15 protein-coding genes and 1 pseudogene are annotated in these 17,442 nt (G+C 71.6%); 14 read left to right on the top strand and 2 right to left on the bottom strand.

Translation table 11 applies throughout. The features are described 5' to 3' along the window. Both D7V97_RS24330 and D7V97_RS24325 read left to right on the top strand, forming a co-directional pair. The coding region (locus D7V97_RS24330; RefSeq protein ID WP_147444962.1) for a sigma-54-dependent Fis family transcriptional regulator at positions 1-1,168 on the top strand (1,168 nt) is incomplete at its 5' end. Further along, the gene (locus tag D7V97_RS24325) at positions 1,165-3,744 is read left to right on the top strand and encodes a bifunctional serine/threonine-protein kinase/formylglycine-generating enzyme family protein (RefSeq protein ID WP_120613030.1); all 2,580 of its coding nucleotides are present in this window, start codon (positions 1,165-1,167) and stop codon (positions 3,742-3,744) included. The genes D7V97_RS24330 and D7V97_RS24325, both read left to right, overlap by 4 nt. Here D7V97_RS24325 and D7V97_RS24320 read toward each other — a convergent pair. Then, entirely contained in the window at positions 3,710-5,353 is a 1,644-nt protein-coding gene (locus tag D7V97_RS24320) for an ADYC domain-containing protein (RefSeq protein WP_120613029.1), read from the bottom strand. The genes D7V97_RS24325 and D7V97_RS24320 overlap by 35 nt on opposite strands. A gap of 381 nt (positions 5,354-5,734) precedes the next feature. On the opposite strand from D7V97_RS24320, the gene D7V97_RS24315 reads away from it, so the two are divergent. The 3 genes from D7V97_RS24315 (at position 5,735) to rtcA (ending at position 9,639) form a co-directional block, all read left to right on the top strand. Then, positions 5,735-6,469, top strand: coding sequence for a hypothetical protein (locus D7V97_RS24315; protein WP_120613028.1), 735 nt, complete (start codon positions 5,735-5,737; stop codon positions 6,467-6,469). A gap of 59 nt (positions 6,470-6,528) precedes the next feature. Next, the gene (locus D7V97_RS24310; protein WP_120613027.1) at positions 6,529-8,466 is read left to right on the top strand and encodes a CocE/NonD family hydrolase; all 1,938 of its coding nucleotides are present in this window, start codon (positions 6,529-6,531) and stop codon (positions 8,464-8,466) included. 96 nt (positions 8,467-8,562) lie between these two features. Next, positions 8,563-9,639 carry an RNA 3'-terminal phosphate cyclase gene (rtcA, locus tag D7V97_RS24305; RefSeq protein ID WP_120613026.1) on the top strand — a complete coding sequence of 359 codons (1,077 nt, stop codon included), beginning with the start codon at positions 8,563-8,565 and terminating at the stop codon, positions 9,637-9,639. 19 nt (positions 9,640-9,658) lie between these two features. Here the strand turns inward: rtcA and D7V97_RS24300 are convergent, their stop codons facing one another. Next, entirely contained in the window at positions 9,659-10,012 is a 354-nt protein-coding gene (locus tag D7V97_RS24300; protein WP_120613025.1) for a hypothetical protein, read from the bottom strand. Between the two features lie 78 nt (positions 10,013-10,090). Here D7V97_RS24300 and sppA point away from each other — a divergent pair, with 78 nt between their 5' ends. The 9 genes and pseudogenes from sppA to D7V97_RS24255 all read left to right on the top strand — a co-directional run. Then, the gene (sppA, locus tag D7V97_RS24295) at positions 10,091-11,782 is read left to right on the top strand and encodes a signal peptide peptidase SppA (protein ID WP_120613024.1); all 1,692 of its coding nucleotides are present in this window, start codon (positions 10,091-10,093) and stop codon (positions 11,780-11,782) included. Between the two features lie 9 nt (positions 11,783-11,791). After that, complete coding sequence (locus tag D7V97_RS24290; RefSeq protein WP_120613023.1) at positions 11,792-12,541, top strand: zf-TFIIB domain-containing protein; 750 nt, start codon at positions 11,792-11,794, stop codon at positions 12,539-12,541. A gap of 108 nt (positions 12,542-12,649) precedes the next feature. Further along, entirely contained in the window at positions 12,650-13,252 is a 603-nt protein-coding gene (locus D7V97_RS24285; RefSeq protein WP_120613022.1) for a hypothetical protein, read from the top strand. A gap of 153 nt (positions 13,253-13,405) precedes the next feature. Further along, on the top strand, positions 13,406-14,494 hold the full coding sequence (apbC, locus tag D7V97_RS24280) for an iron-sulfur cluster carrier protein ApbC (RefSeq protein WP_120613021.1): 1,089 nt from the start codon (positions 13,406-13,408) through the stop codon (positions 14,492-14,494). A gap of 23 nt (positions 14,495-14,517) precedes the next feature. Continuing rightward, positions 14,518-15,042 (top strand): hypothetical protein, encoded by a 525-nt coding sequence (locus D7V97_RS24275; protein ID WP_120613020.1) that lies wholly within the window; start codon positions 14,518-14,520, stop codon positions 15,040-15,042. Between the two features lie 4 nt (positions 15,043-15,046). Then, entirely contained in the window at positions 15,047-15,490 is a 444-nt protein-coding gene (locus D7V97_RS24270) for a hypothetical protein (RefSeq protein ID WP_199728919.1), read from the top strand. A gap of 47 nt (positions 15,491-15,537) precedes the next feature. Beyond that, entirely contained in the window at positions 15,538-16,386 is an 849-nt protein-coding gene (locus D7V97_RS24265; protein WP_120613018.1) for a 3-hydroxyacyl-CoA dehydrogenase family protein, read from the top strand. A 24-nt stretch (positions 16,387-16,410) separates the two neighbouring features. Beyond that, a complete protein-coding gene (locus D7V97_RS24260) occupies positions 16,411-17,187 on the top strand; it encodes an enoyl-CoA hydratase-related protein (RefSeq protein ID WP_120613017.1) in 777 nt (258 codons plus the stop codon). 1 nt (position 17,188) lies between these two features. Beyond that, positions 17,189-17,442, top strand: a pseudogene (locus tag D7V97_RS24255) (hypothetical protein); the annotation flags it as partial.

Here is a 17,442-nt window from a genome sequence, read left to right as displayed (position 1 = left end):
CCTCGTGTCGGTGCTGACGCCCCTGGCCGGGCTCGTGCGCGCGGGGCTGGCCACGGCGCCGGGGGACGGGATGCAGGGGGATGCGCTGCTGGGCGCGGCGAGGGCGGCGGCCCTGGCGGCGGCGCCCGGCGAGACGCGCGTCAGCGGTCCGTTGCTGTACCGGCTGGCGCTGGGCGAGCGTTCGGTGGTGGTGGCGGACACGGCGCTGGTGCGGCTGTTCGAGCTGCTGCGCCGGTTGGCGGCGAGCCCGTTGCCGGTGCTGATCCACGGGGAGACGGGCGCGGGCAAGGAGAACGCGGCGTGGGCGGTGCACCACTGGTCGCGGCGCGCGGCGCAGCCGTTCGTGGCGCTCAACTGCGCGGCGCTTCCGGAGAGCCTGGTGGAGGCGGAGCTGTTCGGCCACGAGCGGGGCGCCTTCTCCGGCGCGGACCGGGCGCGCGAGGGGCTGCTGGAGCGGGCCAGCGGCGGGACGCTGTTCCTGGACGAGGTGGCGGAGCTGTCGCTGGCCGTCCAGGCGAAGCTGCTGCGCGCGTTGGATCAGCAGGTCATCATCCGGCTTGGGGACTCGCGCGAGCGGCCCGTGGATCTGCGCGTGGTGGCGGCCACGCACCGCGTGCTGGCGGACGAGGTGAAGGCCGGGCGCTTCCGGCAGGACCTGTTCTTCCGCCTGTCCGCGGCGGTGGTGGTGCTGCCGCCCCTGAGAGATCGGCCGCGCGAGCTGCCCCTGCTGGCGCGGGCCTTCCTGGAGGAGGCCTGCGCGAGGACGGGGCGCCCGCCGCTGCACCTGTCCGCCGCGACCATGGGCGTGCTCAACGCGCATGCGTGGCCGGGGAACGTGCGCGAGCTGAAGAACGTGCTGGAGTACGCCGCGGCCACGTCACCGGGGCCGGTGGTGGAGCCGTCGCACCTGCCGGCGTCCCTGTGGTCGGGGGAGGCGCCGCTGGAGCCGGAGGCCACGCGGGAGGGGGACACGGCGCCGCGCGCGTTCCGGAACCTGGCCGAGGAGCTGCGGGTGCTGGAGCGGCAGCGGATGGTGGAGGCGCTGGAGGCGACGGGCGGGGTGCAGACGCGCGCGGCGCAGCTCATCGGCATGCCGCTGCGCACGTTCGCGTTCAAGCTGAAGCAGCACCGCATCGCCTCGCGAGGACGGGGCCCGGCGGTGGAATGACGAGCGCGGGCCCCTCACCGTGGCAGCCCCCCGCGACGTTCGGGGAGTACCGGCTGGTGCAGCCGCTGGGCCGGGGCGCGATGGGCGAGGTGTACCTCGCGCACGACACGGTGCTGGACCGGCTGGTGGCGGTGAAGTTCATCACCGGCGTCGCGCCCGATGAGGTCCAGCGCGAGCGCTTCCGCACCGAGGCGCGCGCCATCGCCCGCGTGCAGCATCCGAACGTGGTGGGCATCCACCGCGTGGGCGAAGTGGGCAACCGGCCGTATCTCGTCTCGGAGTTCCTGCGCGGGGACAGCCTGGACCGGCTGGCGCGGCCGGTGCCGTGGGAGCGCGTGCTGGAGATTGGAATCGGCCTGGCGCGGGGGCTCGCGGCGGCGCATCGGCAGGGGGTGCTGCACCGGGACCTCAAGCCCGCGAACGCGCTGCTGACCGAGGACGGTCAGGTGAAGCTGCTCGACTTCGGCGTGGCGAAGCTGCTCGACGTGGCGATGGCGCCCGTCGGGCCCGTCCTCGTCCCGGACGCCCCGATGGTGCTCGAGGGCGCGGCGACGGTGGATGTGCCGGGGACCGGCGGGGTGGGGGCGTCGCGGTGGAGCGCGACCACGGATCATCCGGCATCGGGCGGCGCGAGCGGATCACAGCGGAGCGCGACCGTGGATCCACGTCCGCAAGACCTCCCGGTCCATCCCTCCGACCTGATCTCCACGGGCCGCATCGGGACCCCGCTCTACATGGCGCCCGAGGTGTGGCGGGGCGAACCGGCCACGGCCCGCAGTGATCTCTTCTCGCTGGGCGTGCTCCTCTACGAACTCTGTGGCGGTGCCACGTCCGGTCCGCTCGCGGAGGACCCGCTCAAGGCACGGATCTTCGCGCCCCTGGACGGAGCCGTGCCACGGATCGATCCCGCCTTCGCCGCGGTCCTCGCACGGTGTCTCACGCATGATCCGTCCGCGCGCTTCGACTCCGCGGACGCCCTGCGCGAAGCGCTGGAGTCGATCTCCGCGCGCCGCGCCGGTTCTGGCGGTCAGGACCTCACCCCCTCCACGCCGCCCCGTCCCCGGTGGGTGCGGATCACCCGCGTGGTGGCGCTCCCACTGCTGGCGGCCGCCATCTTCCTCGGAGGCAACTGGCGGGGCGAACGTTCCCGGCGCCTGGACGCGGAGCAGGCCCTGGCCTCCGTGGCTCCCATCTTCGACGAGTGCCGGACCCTGGACACGCAGATCGAAGCGCTCCGCGCGGAGGCCTTCACCGCGTTCGACACGGACCGTGTCCCCCTCGCCGAGGACGTCTGGGCCCGCGCGCTGTCCCTGGGCGCGAAGCAGGCCCGGCGCTACGAGGAGGCCACCACCCTCCTCGAAGCCTCCCGGGCGCGCGTGGGCGCCGGTCGCGATGCCCCGCTGGATCAGCGCCTCGCGGAGGTCCTCTTCCAGCGCATCCTCATCGCGGAGCGCGACCGCAAACCCGAAGTCCGCACGGCCCTGATGCAGCGCCTGGAGGAGGTGGATCCGGGCGCCCGCACGAGCCGCCGACTCACCGAGCCCGTGCGGATGGACCTGGACAGCGATCCTCCCGGCGCCGTCGTCCAGGTCGAAGGCCCGACGCCGTGGAAGCTCGGCACGACGCCCCTCACCTCGGGCGTCACGCTGCGGCCCGGCTCCTACCTGCTCACGTTCACGCGGCCGGACCGGCCTCCCGTGCGCTACCCCGTGCTGCTCGGACGCGGCGGCGTCTTCCAGGCCAGGGTGGTCCTCCCCGAGCACGTCCCGGACGGCTACGTCTACGTGCCCCCGGGCCGCTTCCTCTACGGCAGCGGCGACGACGAGACCATCCGCCGCACCGTCGTGCGCACGCGTCCGCTGCACCCGCTCACCACCGGCGCCTTCCTCATCGCCCGTCACGAGGTCACCTGCGCGGACTGGCTCACGTGGCTGCGCGCACTGCCCGCATCGGAGCGCGCCGCGCGCAGGCCCCGGGGCACCAACTACTTCGGCACCATCGAGCTGCTCCCGAACGCGGACGGCACCTGGACCTTCCACCTGGAACACGAAGGCGTCGCCTACCGCGCGAAGGAAGGGGAGCCGCTGCGCTACCACGACCGCGAGCTGCGCGCCGAACAGGACTGGCGCCGCTTCCCCGTGTCCGGCATCTCCTGGGAGGATGCCCGCGCGTACGTCGCCTGGCTGGACGCCACGGGCCGCGTCCCCCGCGCGCGCCTGTGCACCGAACGCGAGTGGGAGCGCGCCGCCCGGGGCGCGGACGGACGCGACTACCCGCACGGCCCCACGCTCGCGCCAGATGACGCCAACTTCGACGCCACCTATGGCCGCAAGCCGCGCGCCTTCGGGCCGGACGCGGTGGGCTCACATCCCGCGTCCGACAGCCCCTTCGGCGTGGCGGATCTGTCCGGCAACGTCTGGGAGTGGCTGGTGACGGACACCGCCGGAACGCCCGCGTACGGCGGCGGGTCGTTCTACCAGGACGCGCTCACCGCCCGCGTCCTCAACCACGGCGACGGCGAGCCGCGCACGCGCTTCCCGTTCATTGGAATGCGCGTGTGCGCTTCCCCTCCATGACGGCCGCGCTTTCGAGATCGCGCCCGGGAAGCTGGCCCACCGCGGGCAGGTAACCCAGCTCCCGCACGAAGACGAACCCGGGCGGGGCCTCCGTCGACGTGGCGTAGCCGAGCGCCGTCGGGTGCCTCCACAGCGTCAGCGGACGCCGCTGTCCGGCGCTGGTGCTGTCGACGGCGCTGTACAGGTAGCCCTCGATGCCCCGGTCTCCGTTCAACGCCTTGAGGTAGTAGCCGGGGACGCCGTCGCACGCGGAGGAGTCCGTGAGCAGGAACCGCCCGCTGCTGGTCGCACACCGGTACAGCGGCTTGATGAAGTTCCCCATGCGCGCCTGGAGGGACGCGGGCAGCTGCGCGGAGAGCAGGGGCCCCTCCATGCGCAGCGAGACGAACGAGGCCGGCTCATCCGCCAGCCCGTCGCCATCCAGGTCCACGCTGTACCCGGATACGTCCAGGCCCCCCGCGGTGTACGCCATCTTCAGCGACACCGCGGTGGTCGTCACGAAGCCCGTCTCCCCGCGCTGGAACGTCACCAGCGCGTGATCGATGAAGAGCGAATAGGACACGAGCAGCGTCCTGTCGCCCATGTTCGACAGGTTGAGGCTCTCACACGGCAGCCTCCGGACGGCCGGGGTGAGCGCGCGGTTCACGCACGTGGCCTCCATCGACAGGCTGTCCCAGCGCTTCTTGCCCAGGCACAGCGGCTGGACCTCACCGCAGTCGCTCATCTCCCATACAGCCTCCAGCGCGTAGCCCTCCCGCCCCTGGGTCGTCGGCACGTGGCCCTCCGTCCCTCGCGCCAGGGCGTTCTGGACGCCCATGAAGACCAGCGGCGTCCCATCCAGCGTGTTGCTGCGCCCCTCGCCGCAATAGTCCGCCATCGCCATGCGCGTGCAGAGCTGGTGGTAGTCGCGCGCGGTGGCCTCCGGGTAGGCCCCCGCCCAGGGCGGATAGCCCCAGTCGATGCACTTGGCGATGACGCCGCCGCCCACGAAGAACGGCTGGCTCGCGGTGCCCTCGTTCTTCGGCGCGCACGCGAACGTGAAGTAGTCCGGGTTCGGCGTCAGCTCGCCCCCGGCGGACCACGCGTGCGGCACCGCGAGCGCGAACCCGCTGCCCAGCGGACACAGGGGCACGGCGTTCGAGTCATCCGTGGACGCCGTCACGCGGAACTCCCAGTGCGCCGCGCCCGACTGGAGCAGCTCCGGCGTACACGCGGACGTGGGCGCCGTGATGTCCTCGTGACAGCGCGCCTCCTCGATGACGAGCTTCACCGAGCGGCCCTCGAACGGCGCGCGGAAGGTCGTCTTCACGAGCCCGGGTCCGTCCAGGAACCGCAGCACCGGAGCCGGCGGCGTGCCCGTGGTGCAGTGCTGGGCCACCACCAGGCGCCCGCCCACCATCCCCGCCTTGGACGTGGTGCACTTCATCCCGGCGGGAGGAGGGGACTCCACCGAGGCCAGCGGGATGTTGATGGACTCGAAGCGCTCCGAGCCATGCAGCCGCGTGCCCTGCGCGCTGTTCGTCGGCGGAGGTTCCGCCCCCGCGCCCAGGCCCCCCAACACCACCGCGCCCAGGAACCACCGCGCCCACGTCTTCTTTCGTGTCGACATGACTTCGCCTCCCGCGTGCATGCGGATCCGCCGCAATCGTTCTCGCCAGAAGGGGTACTCCGGAGGCGCGCGAAATTCGGGAGGCCCGCGTCCGGATCCGCGGGACTGAGCAAGCCTTGCCGTGCGTGCAAGGTCCGCACGACCGTCCGGGCCCCCCTTCGTGCCAACCTTGCACGATGGTGGCCGCCCGCCGCGGGCACCGCCCCTGGCACGCGCCGTGCTCAGGGTCCCGGAGCGATTCCGGGGCGGAAGCCAGCAGCTCCCAGGCTCCAGCTCCGGAGTCGCGAAGTCCGGTCACCCGTCGGACGTCTCGCATCCCATCCACCACCATCCACCATCACCACGGGCGGCGCACGTCGCCGCCGTGAGGGGGAAGTCATCATGAAGAAGGCACTGTTTGGCGCGGCGTTGTTCCTGGGCGTCGGCTGCGGCGGCGAAGCGCTCGAGTCCCCGACGCGGGCCGAGACCGAGACGCCGGCCGCCACGGAGACGAAGGGCCTGCTCACGAGCGTGCGCCTGACGAACGGCAACGTCGTGGAGTTCTATGAGATGCAGCCGGGCGAGGTCATCGTCACGGAGGCGGGCCAGTATCCCAACCCGCCCGCGGCGTCCGTCGCCTCGCTGGCGCCGGTGGAGGCGTACCGCGAGCTGACCGGTGGCCGTGACGTCCCGGCCGCGCTCGCCGCCGCGCAGGCCCGGCTGGAGGCCGCCCGCGCCAAGGCGCCTTCCGTGCCACTCCAGGCCCAGGGCCCCGTGGAGGGCGTGCCCACGCAGGCCGCCGCGCCCCAGCCGGGCGGCGTGCACGCCTCGGCGGGTCCGTGCGACCTGAGCTGGTTCCAGGACAACTTCTGCCTCAGCGGCTACGACTACCAGATGTGCCTGACCAACTGGTGGGGCGGCGCCTGGGTGCAGATCAACGGCGCGGACTACCACTACTCCGCGGTGTGCCCGTTCAGCGGCAGCGTGGTGATGGAGATCGCCGGGCAGGGCATCTGGTCGGTGCCGCAGGGCGGCTACCGCTGGGCCTCGCGCAGCGCCTCCAACTTCACCTTCCGCACGGACATCACCCACGCGACGAACTCCGGCTTCCAGTTCGCGTCGAACGTGAACTACTGACCTGACGTCCTCCGGGCGGTAGTACTGTGTCTCCCCTCCGACCCACCCAGAGGGGGGACATGCCCATCCATCACCGCGTCCTGGCCGCACTCGCGTTCTTCTCGCTGTCCGGTGTCGCCGGAGCGCAGGCGCCACCCGCGCCGCCTCCGAAGCCGCCGTCTCAGTATGAGCTGACCCCCGAGCGCGCCGCGTACCTCCGGTCGCACTACACGAAGTTCGACGTGCGCATCCCCATGCGCGACGGCGTGAAGCTCTTCACGTCCTTCTACGTCCCCAACGACGCCAGCCCCACGAAGCGCTACCCCGTGCTGCTGATGCGCACGCCGTACTCGGTGGCCCCCTACGGCGTGGACCGCTACCCCCAGAGCCTGGGCCCCCTGGCCTTCGAGAAGGACGGCTTCATCTTCGCCTTCCAGGACGTGCGCGGCCGGTTCATGTCCGAAGGCGAGTTCATCAACATGCGCCCCCACCGCGACACCAAGCGCGGCAAGGAGGTGGACGAGAGCAGCGACACCTACGACACCCTCGACTGGCTGGTGAAGCGCGTGCCGAACAACAACGGCCGCGTGGGGATGTGGGGCATCTCCTATCCGGGCTTCTACACGTCCGCGGGCGCCATCGACTCGCACCCCGCGCTCAAGGCGGTGTCGCCGCAGGCGCCCATCGCGGACTGGTTCTGGGACGACATGCACCGGCATGGCGCCTTCAACCTGCAGCTCGCCTTCAGCTTCTTCGCCGCCTTCGGCAAGCCGCGCCCCGCGCTCACCGACGACGCGGAGTGGAAGAACTTCGAGTTCGGCACGCCGGACGCCTACGAGTTCTTCTTGAACCTGGGCCCGCTGGGCAACGCGGACGCGAAGCACTTCAAAGGCGACGTGGGCTTCTGGAAGGACATCACCGCGCACCCCAACTACGACGCCTTCTGGCAGACGCGGAACCTGTTGCCGCACCTGAGGAACATCAAGGCCGCGGTGCTGGTGGTGGGCGGCTGGTACGACACCGAGGACCTCTACGGCCCGCTGCGCACCTACGCCGCCATCGAGAAGCAGAACCCCGGCATCGCCAACACGCTGGTGATGGGCCCCTGGTTCCACGGCGGCTGGATGCACGAAGGCACTTCCCTGGGCGACGCGGAGTTCGGCTTCACCACCACGGACACCTACCAGGACCTGGTGCTCGCCTTCTTCCAGCACCACCTCAAGGGCGCGGCGGCCCCGGCCGTCCCGGAGGCGCTCGTCTTCGAGGGCGGCGCCAACCGCTGGCGCCGCCTGGACGCGTGGCCTCCCAAGGGCGTGAAGGAGACGCGGCTGTTCTTCCAGCCCCAGGGCGCGCTCACGTTCCAGGCGCCCACGGCGAAGACAGCGTCGTTCGACGAGTACGTGAGCGACCCGTCCAAGCCCGTGCCCTACACGCAGGACCTGAGCCCCGGCTGGTCGAGGAACTACATGACGGAGGACCAGCGCTTCACGTCGCGCCGGCCGGACGTGGTCGTCTACCAGACGGCGCCGCTGGAGAAGGACCTCACCCTCGCCGGCCCCATGGAGGCGGAGCTGTGGGTGTCCACCACCGGCAGCGACGCGGACTGGGTGGTGAAGCTGGTGGACGTGAACCCGGGCAAGCTGCCCGGCTGGAAGAAGGATCAGGACGAGGCCGGCGAGCGCAACCGGGGCAGCCAGCAGACACTGGTGCGCGGTGAGCCGTTCCGGGGCCGCTTCCGCGACGGCTACGTGCAGCCCAAGCCCTTCACGCCCAACGAGGTGACGAAGGTGCGCTTCGTCATCAACGACGTGTTCCACACCTTCAAGCGCGGCCACCGGCTGATGGTGCAGGTGCAGTCCAGCTGGTTCCCGTTCATCGACCGGAACCCGCAGACCTTCGTGCCCAGCATCTACGACGCGAAGGAGTCCGACTTCGTGCGCGCCATGCACCGGGTCCACCACTCGGCGGCGAATCCCAGCGCACTGAAGGTCTCCGTGCTCCCGGCGCTGGACGACTAGTCACCAGTCCGCCACGCGAGGCTGCTAGGCTGCCGCGCCGTCACGCGCGCGCGCAGCCCGCCGCTTCACCGCGCTTCAGCCGCCGACGGGAGGGACATGACCGGTCAGGACCGGACCGACGATGGGCTGGTGCAGCTCGACGGCAGCATGGGGGACGGGGGAGGCCACATCCTCCGCTCGGCGCTGAGCCTGTCGCTCATCACCGGCCGCCCCTTCCAGCTCACCCGCCTGCGCGAGCACCGGGAGCCCCCGGGCCTGCGGCCCCAGCATCTGGCGTACGTGCGCGGCGCGGAGGCCCTGAGCAGCAGCACCAGCGAGGGCGCCGTCGTGGGCGCGGCCGGGTTCCACTTCCGCCCGGGCCCGGTGCGCGCGGGGGACTACCTCCTGGAGGTCGGCACCGCGGGCAGCACGCCGCTGCTCTTCCAGTGCCTCGTGTACCCGCTGGCGCTGGCCGGCGGCGGACGGCTCACGCTGCGAGGGGCCACGCACCTGCCGCACAGCCCCAGCTTCCACGTGCTCACGGGGGCGTGGCTGCCGGTGGCGCGCGCGTACGGGCTGCCCGTGCAGCTGTCGCTGGCGCACGCGGGCTTCTATCCGGAGGGCGCGGGCGAATTCACCGCGGAGGTGGGCGCGCCCGTGGAGCCGCCGCTGCGCGTGGACCTTCCCGCGCGGGGTGTGCTGCGCGAGGTGCGGGTGATGTCCTTCGTGGGCGGGCTACCCTTCGCGGTGGCGGAGCGTCAGTCGCGCGCCGCGGTGGCCGCGCTGCGCGAGCGGGGCATCCTGGCGGAGGCCGACAACCGGCCGCTGCCGGTGACGCGCTCGCAGGGCACGGTGACGTTCGTGCTGGCGCAGTTCGAGCACACCGTCGCGGCCTTCACGTCGCTGGGGGACCGGGGCCACGACGCGGAGGCCGTGGGCCGCGAGGCGGCGGAGGCGCTGGCCCGGTTCATGGAGACGGGTGGGGCGCTGGATGAGCACCTGGCGGAGCAGCTGCTCCTGCCGGCGGCGCTGCTCGCGTCCGGGAGGCTGGGGCCCGTCACGCCGGGCACCACGCGCTTCACCGCCGCGAGCGTCACCGGGGACCTGATCACCCAGGCGGAGGTGCTGCAGCGGTTCCTGCCAGTGAGGATCCGCGTGGAGCCGAACGGAGCGGTGGAGGTCCGTCCGGCGTGAGGCACCGCGAGGGGAGCCGCTAGGCTTCGTCCTCGCCGGGGCGCTCGTGGATGCCGAAGGTGTTGCTGGAGGACATCTCCTTCACGGTGCCGCGGTAGGCGCGGATGGCGAAGGGCGTGGCCACCAGGAAGACGATGCCCACGAGGCCAATGGCCATCCACGGGATGGGCGTCTCCTTGATCTGCACGTCCTTGCCGTAACCGTTGAGGTTGTTGCCCATGGCGCGCGCCTTGGCGGCGTCCTTCTCTTCCTGGGTCAGCTCCTTGCGGCTCTGGAAGTCCTGGGGCTGGCGGCGCGGAGGCTGGGCCAGGACAGCACCGCCCCAGACGAGGGCGAGGACGAGAACAAGCCGGGAGAGGGAGGGAGGGGACATGGCCCGTGAGCCTAACAGAGCCGCCCTTCACGATGAACAGGGGTTGCTTCACACACCCCGGGACGTTACCCGCGCCGCATGCTCCGGCTTCCCTTCGTCCTCCTGGCCAACCTGTTGATCGGGTTGCGCCTGCTCCTGGGCCTGCCCTTTCGTCTGATGGCGGTGCGTCAAAGGCCCGCGTGGGTGCGGTTCCGGCTCTCGGGGAACCTGCCGTACCGACCGCGCCCGGGGCCCCGCTTCCGCCTGGGCGGCCCCCCGGTGGAGCCCGCCACGGTGACGTCGCTGGAGGACTTCGGCCGGGCACTGCGGCTCCTGGCCGCGGACCCCAAGCTGGAGGGCATCCTCCTGGAAGTGGAGGACCTGTCCCTGGCGGACGCCCGGCGGGAGGCCCTGCTGGGGCTGATCACGGACTTCCAGGCCGCCGGCAAGCGGGTGGTGTCCTGGTCGGTGATGGTGGACACGTCCGCATACCCTGTCCTCGGCACGGCGGACGAGGTGCTGCTCGCCCCCATGGGCCGCGTGGACCTGGTGGGCTTCGCCGCGGAGGCCACCGTCCTGGGCGAGGCCTTCGGACGGGTGGGCATCCACGCGCACTTCGCCCGGCGCGGTGACTACAAGACGGCGCCGGAGCTCTTCACGGACGGCACGGTGTCCGACGTGCAGCGTCAAACGCTGGAGACGTTCCTGGACGAGCGCTACGCCGTCCTCGTGGACGCCCTCTCCCGGGATCGGGGCCGGACGCCGGAGGAAGCGCGGGCGCTCATCGACGCGGGGCCCTACAGCGCGAAGCGGGCGCTGGAGGCGGGGCTGGTGGACGGGCTGGTGCACGAGGCGGACCTGCGCGCACACCTGGGCCTGGAGGTGAAGAAGGACGAGGAGGCCCCGGTGCCGACCTTCGCGGCGTACCTGGCGACGCAGGCCTTCCCGCCGGTGCGCTGGCGCAAGCTGCGGCGCAAGCCCCGGCTGGCGGTGGTGGACGTGGCGGGCATCATCATCCCGGGCAGCGGCGGCGCGGGCCGGTTCGCGGCGGCGGACACGGTGGTGAAGGCGCTGCGGCAGGCGGCGCGCGACCCGAGGGCGAAGGCGGTGGTGCTCGCGGTGAGCAGCCCGGGCGGCTCGGCGCTCGCGTCGGAGCAGGTGCTGGAGGCGGTGAAGCGGGTGGCGAAGCAGAAGCCCGTCATCGCCTACGTGGATCAGGTCTGCGCGAGCGGCGGGTACATGGCGGCCATCGGCGCGAAGGAGATCTGGTCCGCGCCGCACGCCGTGGTGGGCTCCATCGGCATCTTCCAGGGCAAGTTCGAGTACGGCGACCTGCTGGAGAAGCTGGGCGTGCGCCACACCACGGTGACGCGGGGTGAGAACGCGGCGTTCGGATCCGGGTCGCGGGGCTTCACGCCGCACGAGCGCGCTGCCCTGGAGCGCGAGGTGGAGGAGGGCTACCAGACGTTCCTGGAGCTGGTGGCGCAGGCGCGCGGCCGGACGAAGGAGGAGATCCACCAGCTCGCGGAGGGCCGCGTCTACTCGGGGCTGCGCGCGAAGGACGTGGGGCTGGTGGACCGCATCGGCGGCTTCGAGGAGGTCTGCCGCCACGCGATGGACGAGGCGCGAGTCACCTCGGAGGACTTCGAGCTGCACCGCTACGCCCGGGCGACGCGCTCACGGCTGTCGCTGCTGAAGCTGCTCGCGGCGGCGGCCCATCCGACGTCGTACGCGTTCTGCCCGACGGCGTGGAGCCTGGAGGGCTTCGGGACTCCGGGCGCCATCGACTAGCATGGGCGCATGGCCCGCTCCTGCCCGGTGTGCCCCAGCCAGCCGTTGAACGCCGTCCAGGCCTCGGACGTGGAGGTGGACCTCTGTCCGCGCTGCCACGGCCTGTATTTCGACCGGGGAGAGCTGGAGCGCTTTCCGGACCGCCCCTCGCTCAAGCCTCTTCAGGCCGCGGCGAAGCAGGCCCCGTCGCGCTGCCGCAAGGGGGGCCACCTGGTGCCCCGCGCCCTGGCCCACTGCGCCACCTGTCGCAGTGAGCCCCTGGGGTGCCCGGGCTGTGGTGCGCGGCTGGCGCTGGTGTCCGCGCGCGTGTGCACGGTGGACCTGTGCACGCAGTGCGGGGGCACGTGGCTGGACGCGGGCAAGTTCGAGGCGCTCGAGCACGCCACCGTGACGGCGCCGCCCCCGCCGTCCAAAGCCTCGCAGGAATGGGAGGTCGCCCCCGCGACGGATGGCGGCGCCGACCCCTGGAAGGCCCCGGGCGCCACGGCCCCGCTGCCGCCGTCCCATTCACCGTCGGGCGGCTACGGCCTGCGCTCGCCGCTGGCCTGCGTCCAATGCGGGCTCCAGCTCCCGGTGTCCCACGCCTGGGCCTGGAACGGCGACCTCTACTGCGGCAATCACCACCCGAAGGGCGCCGTGTCGGGCGCGAGCCTGCCCAAGCACCAGAGTTCGGGGGGCCTGCCGAACCTGGACGTGGACGACGGCCTCGAGCTGGCGGACCTGGTGCGCTGGTTCGTCCAGCTCCTGCGCCACCACTAGCCTCCCACCCGAGCCACCGTGCAGGGGAGGGCAGGGTGTCATCGCGACGCACGCGGACACCCGGAGATTGCTCCCCCAGGGCACGGGGTCTACCCTGCCGCGCCAGTGATGCCGCGCCTCGCACCCTTCAGCCTCCTGCTCCTCGGCGCCGCCTGCGCCACCGCGTCGCGTGAGCCCGCATCCGTCGCGGAGGCCTACGCGAGGGCGCTGGAGGAGAACCGGCTGTCGGACGCCTACCGCCTGACGACCGGAGGGCCAGAGGGCGAGGTCGCCTTCCTGGACGAGTTCTCCGACGAGAAGGCCCGCCGCGAGCGCGCCGCCGCCGTGCGCACCGGCACCAGCGTGCTGGAGGCCCGGGCCCCGTCCGTGACGCTCGCCCGCCAGGGTGAGGACTGGCGCGTGGTGGAGTCCCGCCCCGCGGACGTGCCCCGGGCGGCGCTCCGGAAGTTCCTCGACGAGGTGGAGTCGCGCGACTGGAAGGGCGCCTGGGGCCTGCTCGCCTCGCCCCTCAGGGCCCGCTACACCCCGGAGCGCCTTCGCGAGGACTTCGAGCGCGAACCCCTGGCCAAGGAGCGCCTGCGCCGCGCGCGCCTGTCCCTCAACACGCACGTGCGCGTGGCGGCGGGCGAGGCCCTGTTCCCCCTGGGAGAGGAGCGCGCCGTGCGGCTGGTGCTCGAGGACGGGGAGTACCGGGTGGCGGCCATCGAATGAGGCCCAGAAGCAGCGAGCCCCCAGACGTGGTGATGGCCGATGCACCCTCCGGCCCCTCGCGTTAAACGACGTTGACAGCCCCCGGAGTGCTGGCAATCTCCGCCCCCCTTCAAGCGTGCAAACGCCCGTTTTCAAAAGGCTTCAGGTGTCCCGATGAGCGTTTCCCAGGCCGATGTGATGACGGCCATGTCGAAGGTGATCGATCCCGAGCTGCACATCGACCTCGTGAAGGCCGGGATGGTGAAGGACGTCCGTGTCACGGGTGACACGGTGAAGCTGAAGATCGAGCTGACCACGCCCGCGTGTCCCATGAAGGGGAAGATCCAGGCGGACGCGGAAGCCGCGCTCAAGGCCGTGCCGGGCCTGAAGACCTTCGACATCGAGTGGGGCGCCCAGGTGCGCGGCGTCGCTGGCGGCTCCGGTGGCGGCACGGCGCTCTTGCCGGGCGTGAAGAACATCCTGCTCGTGGGCGCCGGCAAGGGCGGCGTGGGCAAGAGCACGGTGGCGGTGAACCTGGCCGCGTCGCTCGCGCAGCACGGCGCCAAGGTGGGCCTGCTGGACGCGGACTTCTACGGCCCCTCGGTGCCGCTGATGACGGGCCTGGCGGACAAGCGCCCGGTGAGCCCCAACGGCAAGACGTTGGATCCGCTCATCGCCCATGGCCTGAAGGTCATGTCCATCGGCTTCCTGGTGGAGGCGGATCAGGCGCTCATCTGGCGCGGCCCCATGCTGCACGGCGCGCTGATGCAGCTGGTGCGTGACGTGAACTGGGGCGAGCTGGACTACCTCATCCTGGACCTGCCCCCGGGCACGGGCGACGTGGCGCTGACGCTGTCGCAGTCGGTGCGCGCGGCGGGCGCGGTGCTGGTGACGACGCCGCAGGACGTGGCGCTGGCGGACGTGGTGCGCGCCAAGCAGATGTTCGACAAGGTTCACATCCCGGTGCTCGGCATCGTGGAGAACATGAGCCAGTTCATCTGCCCGCACTGCTCCAAGGCCACCCACATCTTCAACCACGGCGGCGGGCGCAAGGCGGCGGAGATGTTCGGCATCCCATTCCTCGGGGAGATCCCCCTGGACCTGAAGGTGCGCGAGTCCGGAGACTTGGGCGTGCCCGTGGTGGTGGGGTCCAAGGACAGCCCGGAGGCGAAGGCCTTCCAGGAGATCGCCCGGAATGTGGCCGGACGCGTGTCCGCGCAGACGATGAAGAGCGTGCCGCTGCCGGTGATGCAGGCCCGGTAGCGTCCAACCCGTAAGGAGACCGCATGGCCCCGACCGGCAACGACGACTTCCCTCCTGATCCGCTGTTCGATGAGTCGGAGGACCAGCATCCCGGCCGCGAGAGCCGCACGGGAGGCTTCGTGCCGGACTTCGTGCGGCGCATGGCGGTGGCCGGCATGGGCGCGGTCTTCATGACGGAGGAGGGCATCCGCTCGCTCGCGGGGCAGCTCAAGCTGCCCAAGGAAGCCCTGGGCTTCATCCTCTCCCAGGCGGAGAAGACGAAGGACGACATCTCCCGCGTCGTCACGGAGGAGATGCGCCGCTTCATGCAGTCGGAGAAGCTGCGCGACGAGTTCCTCAAGCTGCTCTCCGGCATGACGGTGGAGGTGAAGGCGCAGATCCGCCTGGTGCCGTCGGAGAAGGCGGAGAAGGAAGAGGCAGCCCCGCCGCCAGCGGAGCCGCCCCACGCGAAGGGGAAGAAGGCCGCGGAGCCGCCTCCTTCCGCGCGGGTGACCATCACCGAACTGAACGCGCGCCGTCCCGCCTCCAAGCGCACGAAGCGGGACTGACGGCGTGGCGGAAGTCACCGAACAACCGCCAGCGCCACCGCCGCCGGCCCCGAAGCCGCGCGAGTCCTGGCGCACGCACCCATTGCCCAAGCGCCTGGCGCTCATCGCCATCGTCGCGGTGGGTCTGTGGCTGTGGAAGGCGACGGACGTGCCCGAGCGTCAGCTCATCCTCCAGTTGGACGGCGCGGGCTGGAGCGACGTGCGCGCGATGGACCTCCAGGTCCTGGACGACGAGGAGCACATCCTCAAGCGCGAGGAGCGCTTCTTCGCGAACGGTCCGCCCCCGGAGGTGACGTTCAAGATGCCCCTGCCGGAGGGCACCTTCCGCACGCTCGTGTTCCTGAAGGTGCAGGGCCGTGAACAGCGGGTGCGCCTGGAGGAGCGGGTGTCGGTGGGCGAGGGTGAGGCCATCGTCCGCCAGCTGCGCCTGCCCGCCAGCAGTCGTTGACCCTCCTGGGGGCGTGCGTTATGGCCGCCGGCACAGGAGAAGTCGCCATGGCAACGGAACACATCGTCGTCGTCGGTGCAGGGCAGATGGGCGCGGGCATCGCGCAGGTGGCGCTCCAGGCGGGCCTGCGCGTGTCGCTGGTGGACGTCAACAAGGACGGCCTCGCGAAGGGCGCGGACCGCATCAAGGCGGGCCTCAAGAAGCTGGTGGAGAAGGGCAAGCTGGACGCGGCGAAGCAGCAGGCCGCGGAAGCCAACCTCGCCACCTTCACCAGCGCGCGCGACGCGAAGGACGTGGACGTCGCGATTGAAGCGGTGACGGAGAACGAGGAGCTCAAGCGCCGCATCTTCCTGGAGCTGGACGAGGTCGTCCGGCCCGGCGGCATCCTCGCCACCAACACGTCGTCCATCCCCATCACCCGCATCGCCGCGGCGACGAAGCGCCCCGAGTCCGTCATCGGGATGCACTTCATGAACCCCGTGCCGGTGATGCAGCTCGTGGAGCTGATCCGCGGCGCCGCCACCAGCGACGAGACGTACGCCACCATCCGCGCCATGGCCGAGCGCATGGGCAAGACGACGGTGGTGTCCAAGGACTACCCGGGCTTCATCGTCAACCGCATCCTCATCCCGATGCTCAACGAGGCCTGCTTCGCGCTGATGGAGGGCCTGGGCACCGCGGAGGACATCGACACCGCGATGAAGCTGGGCACCAACCAGCCCATGGGCCCGCTGCAACTCGCGGACTTCATCGGCCTGGACACGGTGCTCTACATCGCCGAGGTCCTGCACAAGGGCCTGGGTGACTCCAAGTACCGCCCGTGCCCGCTGCTGCGTCAGTACGTGGACGCCGGCTGGTACGGCAAGAAGAGCGGCCGCGGCTTCTACAAGTACTAAGCCCAAACAGGAGCCTCGACGCACATGGACTACCAGAACATCAAGCTCGCGAAGGACGGCGCCATCGCCATCCTCACGGTGGACCGCCCCAAGGCGCTCAACGCGCTCAACAGCGCCACCTTCCATGAGATGGACCACGCGCTCCGCTCGCTGAAGGAGGACACGCGCGCCCTCATCGTCACGGGCGGCGGGGACAAGGCGTTCGTCGCCGGCGCGGACATCGCGGAGATGGTCACCATCACCGCCGCCCAGGCCCGCGAGTTCTCCGCGCTGGGACACCACGTCTTCCAGTCGCTGGAGAACCTGCCCATCCCCACCATCGCCGCGGTGAACGGCTTCGCGTTGGGCGGCGGCCTGGAGCTGGCGCTGGGCTGCGACCTCATCTACGCGTCGGAGAAGGCGAAGCTGGGCCTGCCGGAAGTCACCCTGGGCGTCATCCCGGGCTTCGGCGGCACGCAGCGCCTCACCCGGCTCGTGGGCCGTGCGCGCGCGAAGGAGCTGCTCTTCACCGCGGACCGCATCGACGCGGCCCGGGCCAAGGAGATCGGCCTGGTGCTGGACGTGGTGCCCGCGGATCAGCTGATGGATCACTGCCGCGCGGTGGCCGCGAAGATCCTCAAGAACGGCCCGCTCGCAGTGGCCCAGGCCAAGCGCGTGGTGGAGTACGGCGCGGATCAGGACCTCCGCTCCGCCAACGAGCTGGAGCGCCAGGGCTTCGCGGTCCTCTTCGGTTCCGAGGATCAGCGCGAGGGCATGGCCGCGTTCCTCGCCAAGCGTCCCGCCGCGTTCCAGGGCAAGTGACGTGAAGCACGCGGTCGCGGCCGGAAGCCTGCTGTGCTTCCTGGCCGCGCCGCCAGCCGGAGCCGAAGCCGAGGCGCTGGACGACGAGCGCGCCCCGGCCCTGGTCTCCTGGAAGCGCACGCTGTGTCTCTACACGCTGTGCTTCCTGGAGCCGCTCGTCCCGGACCTCCGGCGCGAGTGGGGTGATGGCGCCCATTGGGTGCTCTCATGGCCCCTCCATCCGTGGGCCACGCCGCCCCTGGACGTGCCCGGCCC

The organism is Corallococcus sp. CA053C, assembly GCF_003611675.1.
GTDB lineage: Bacteria > Myxococcota > Myxococcia > Myxococcales > Myxococcaceae > Corallococcus.
This window is presented reverse-complemented; position numbering and strand designations above follow the sequence as displayed.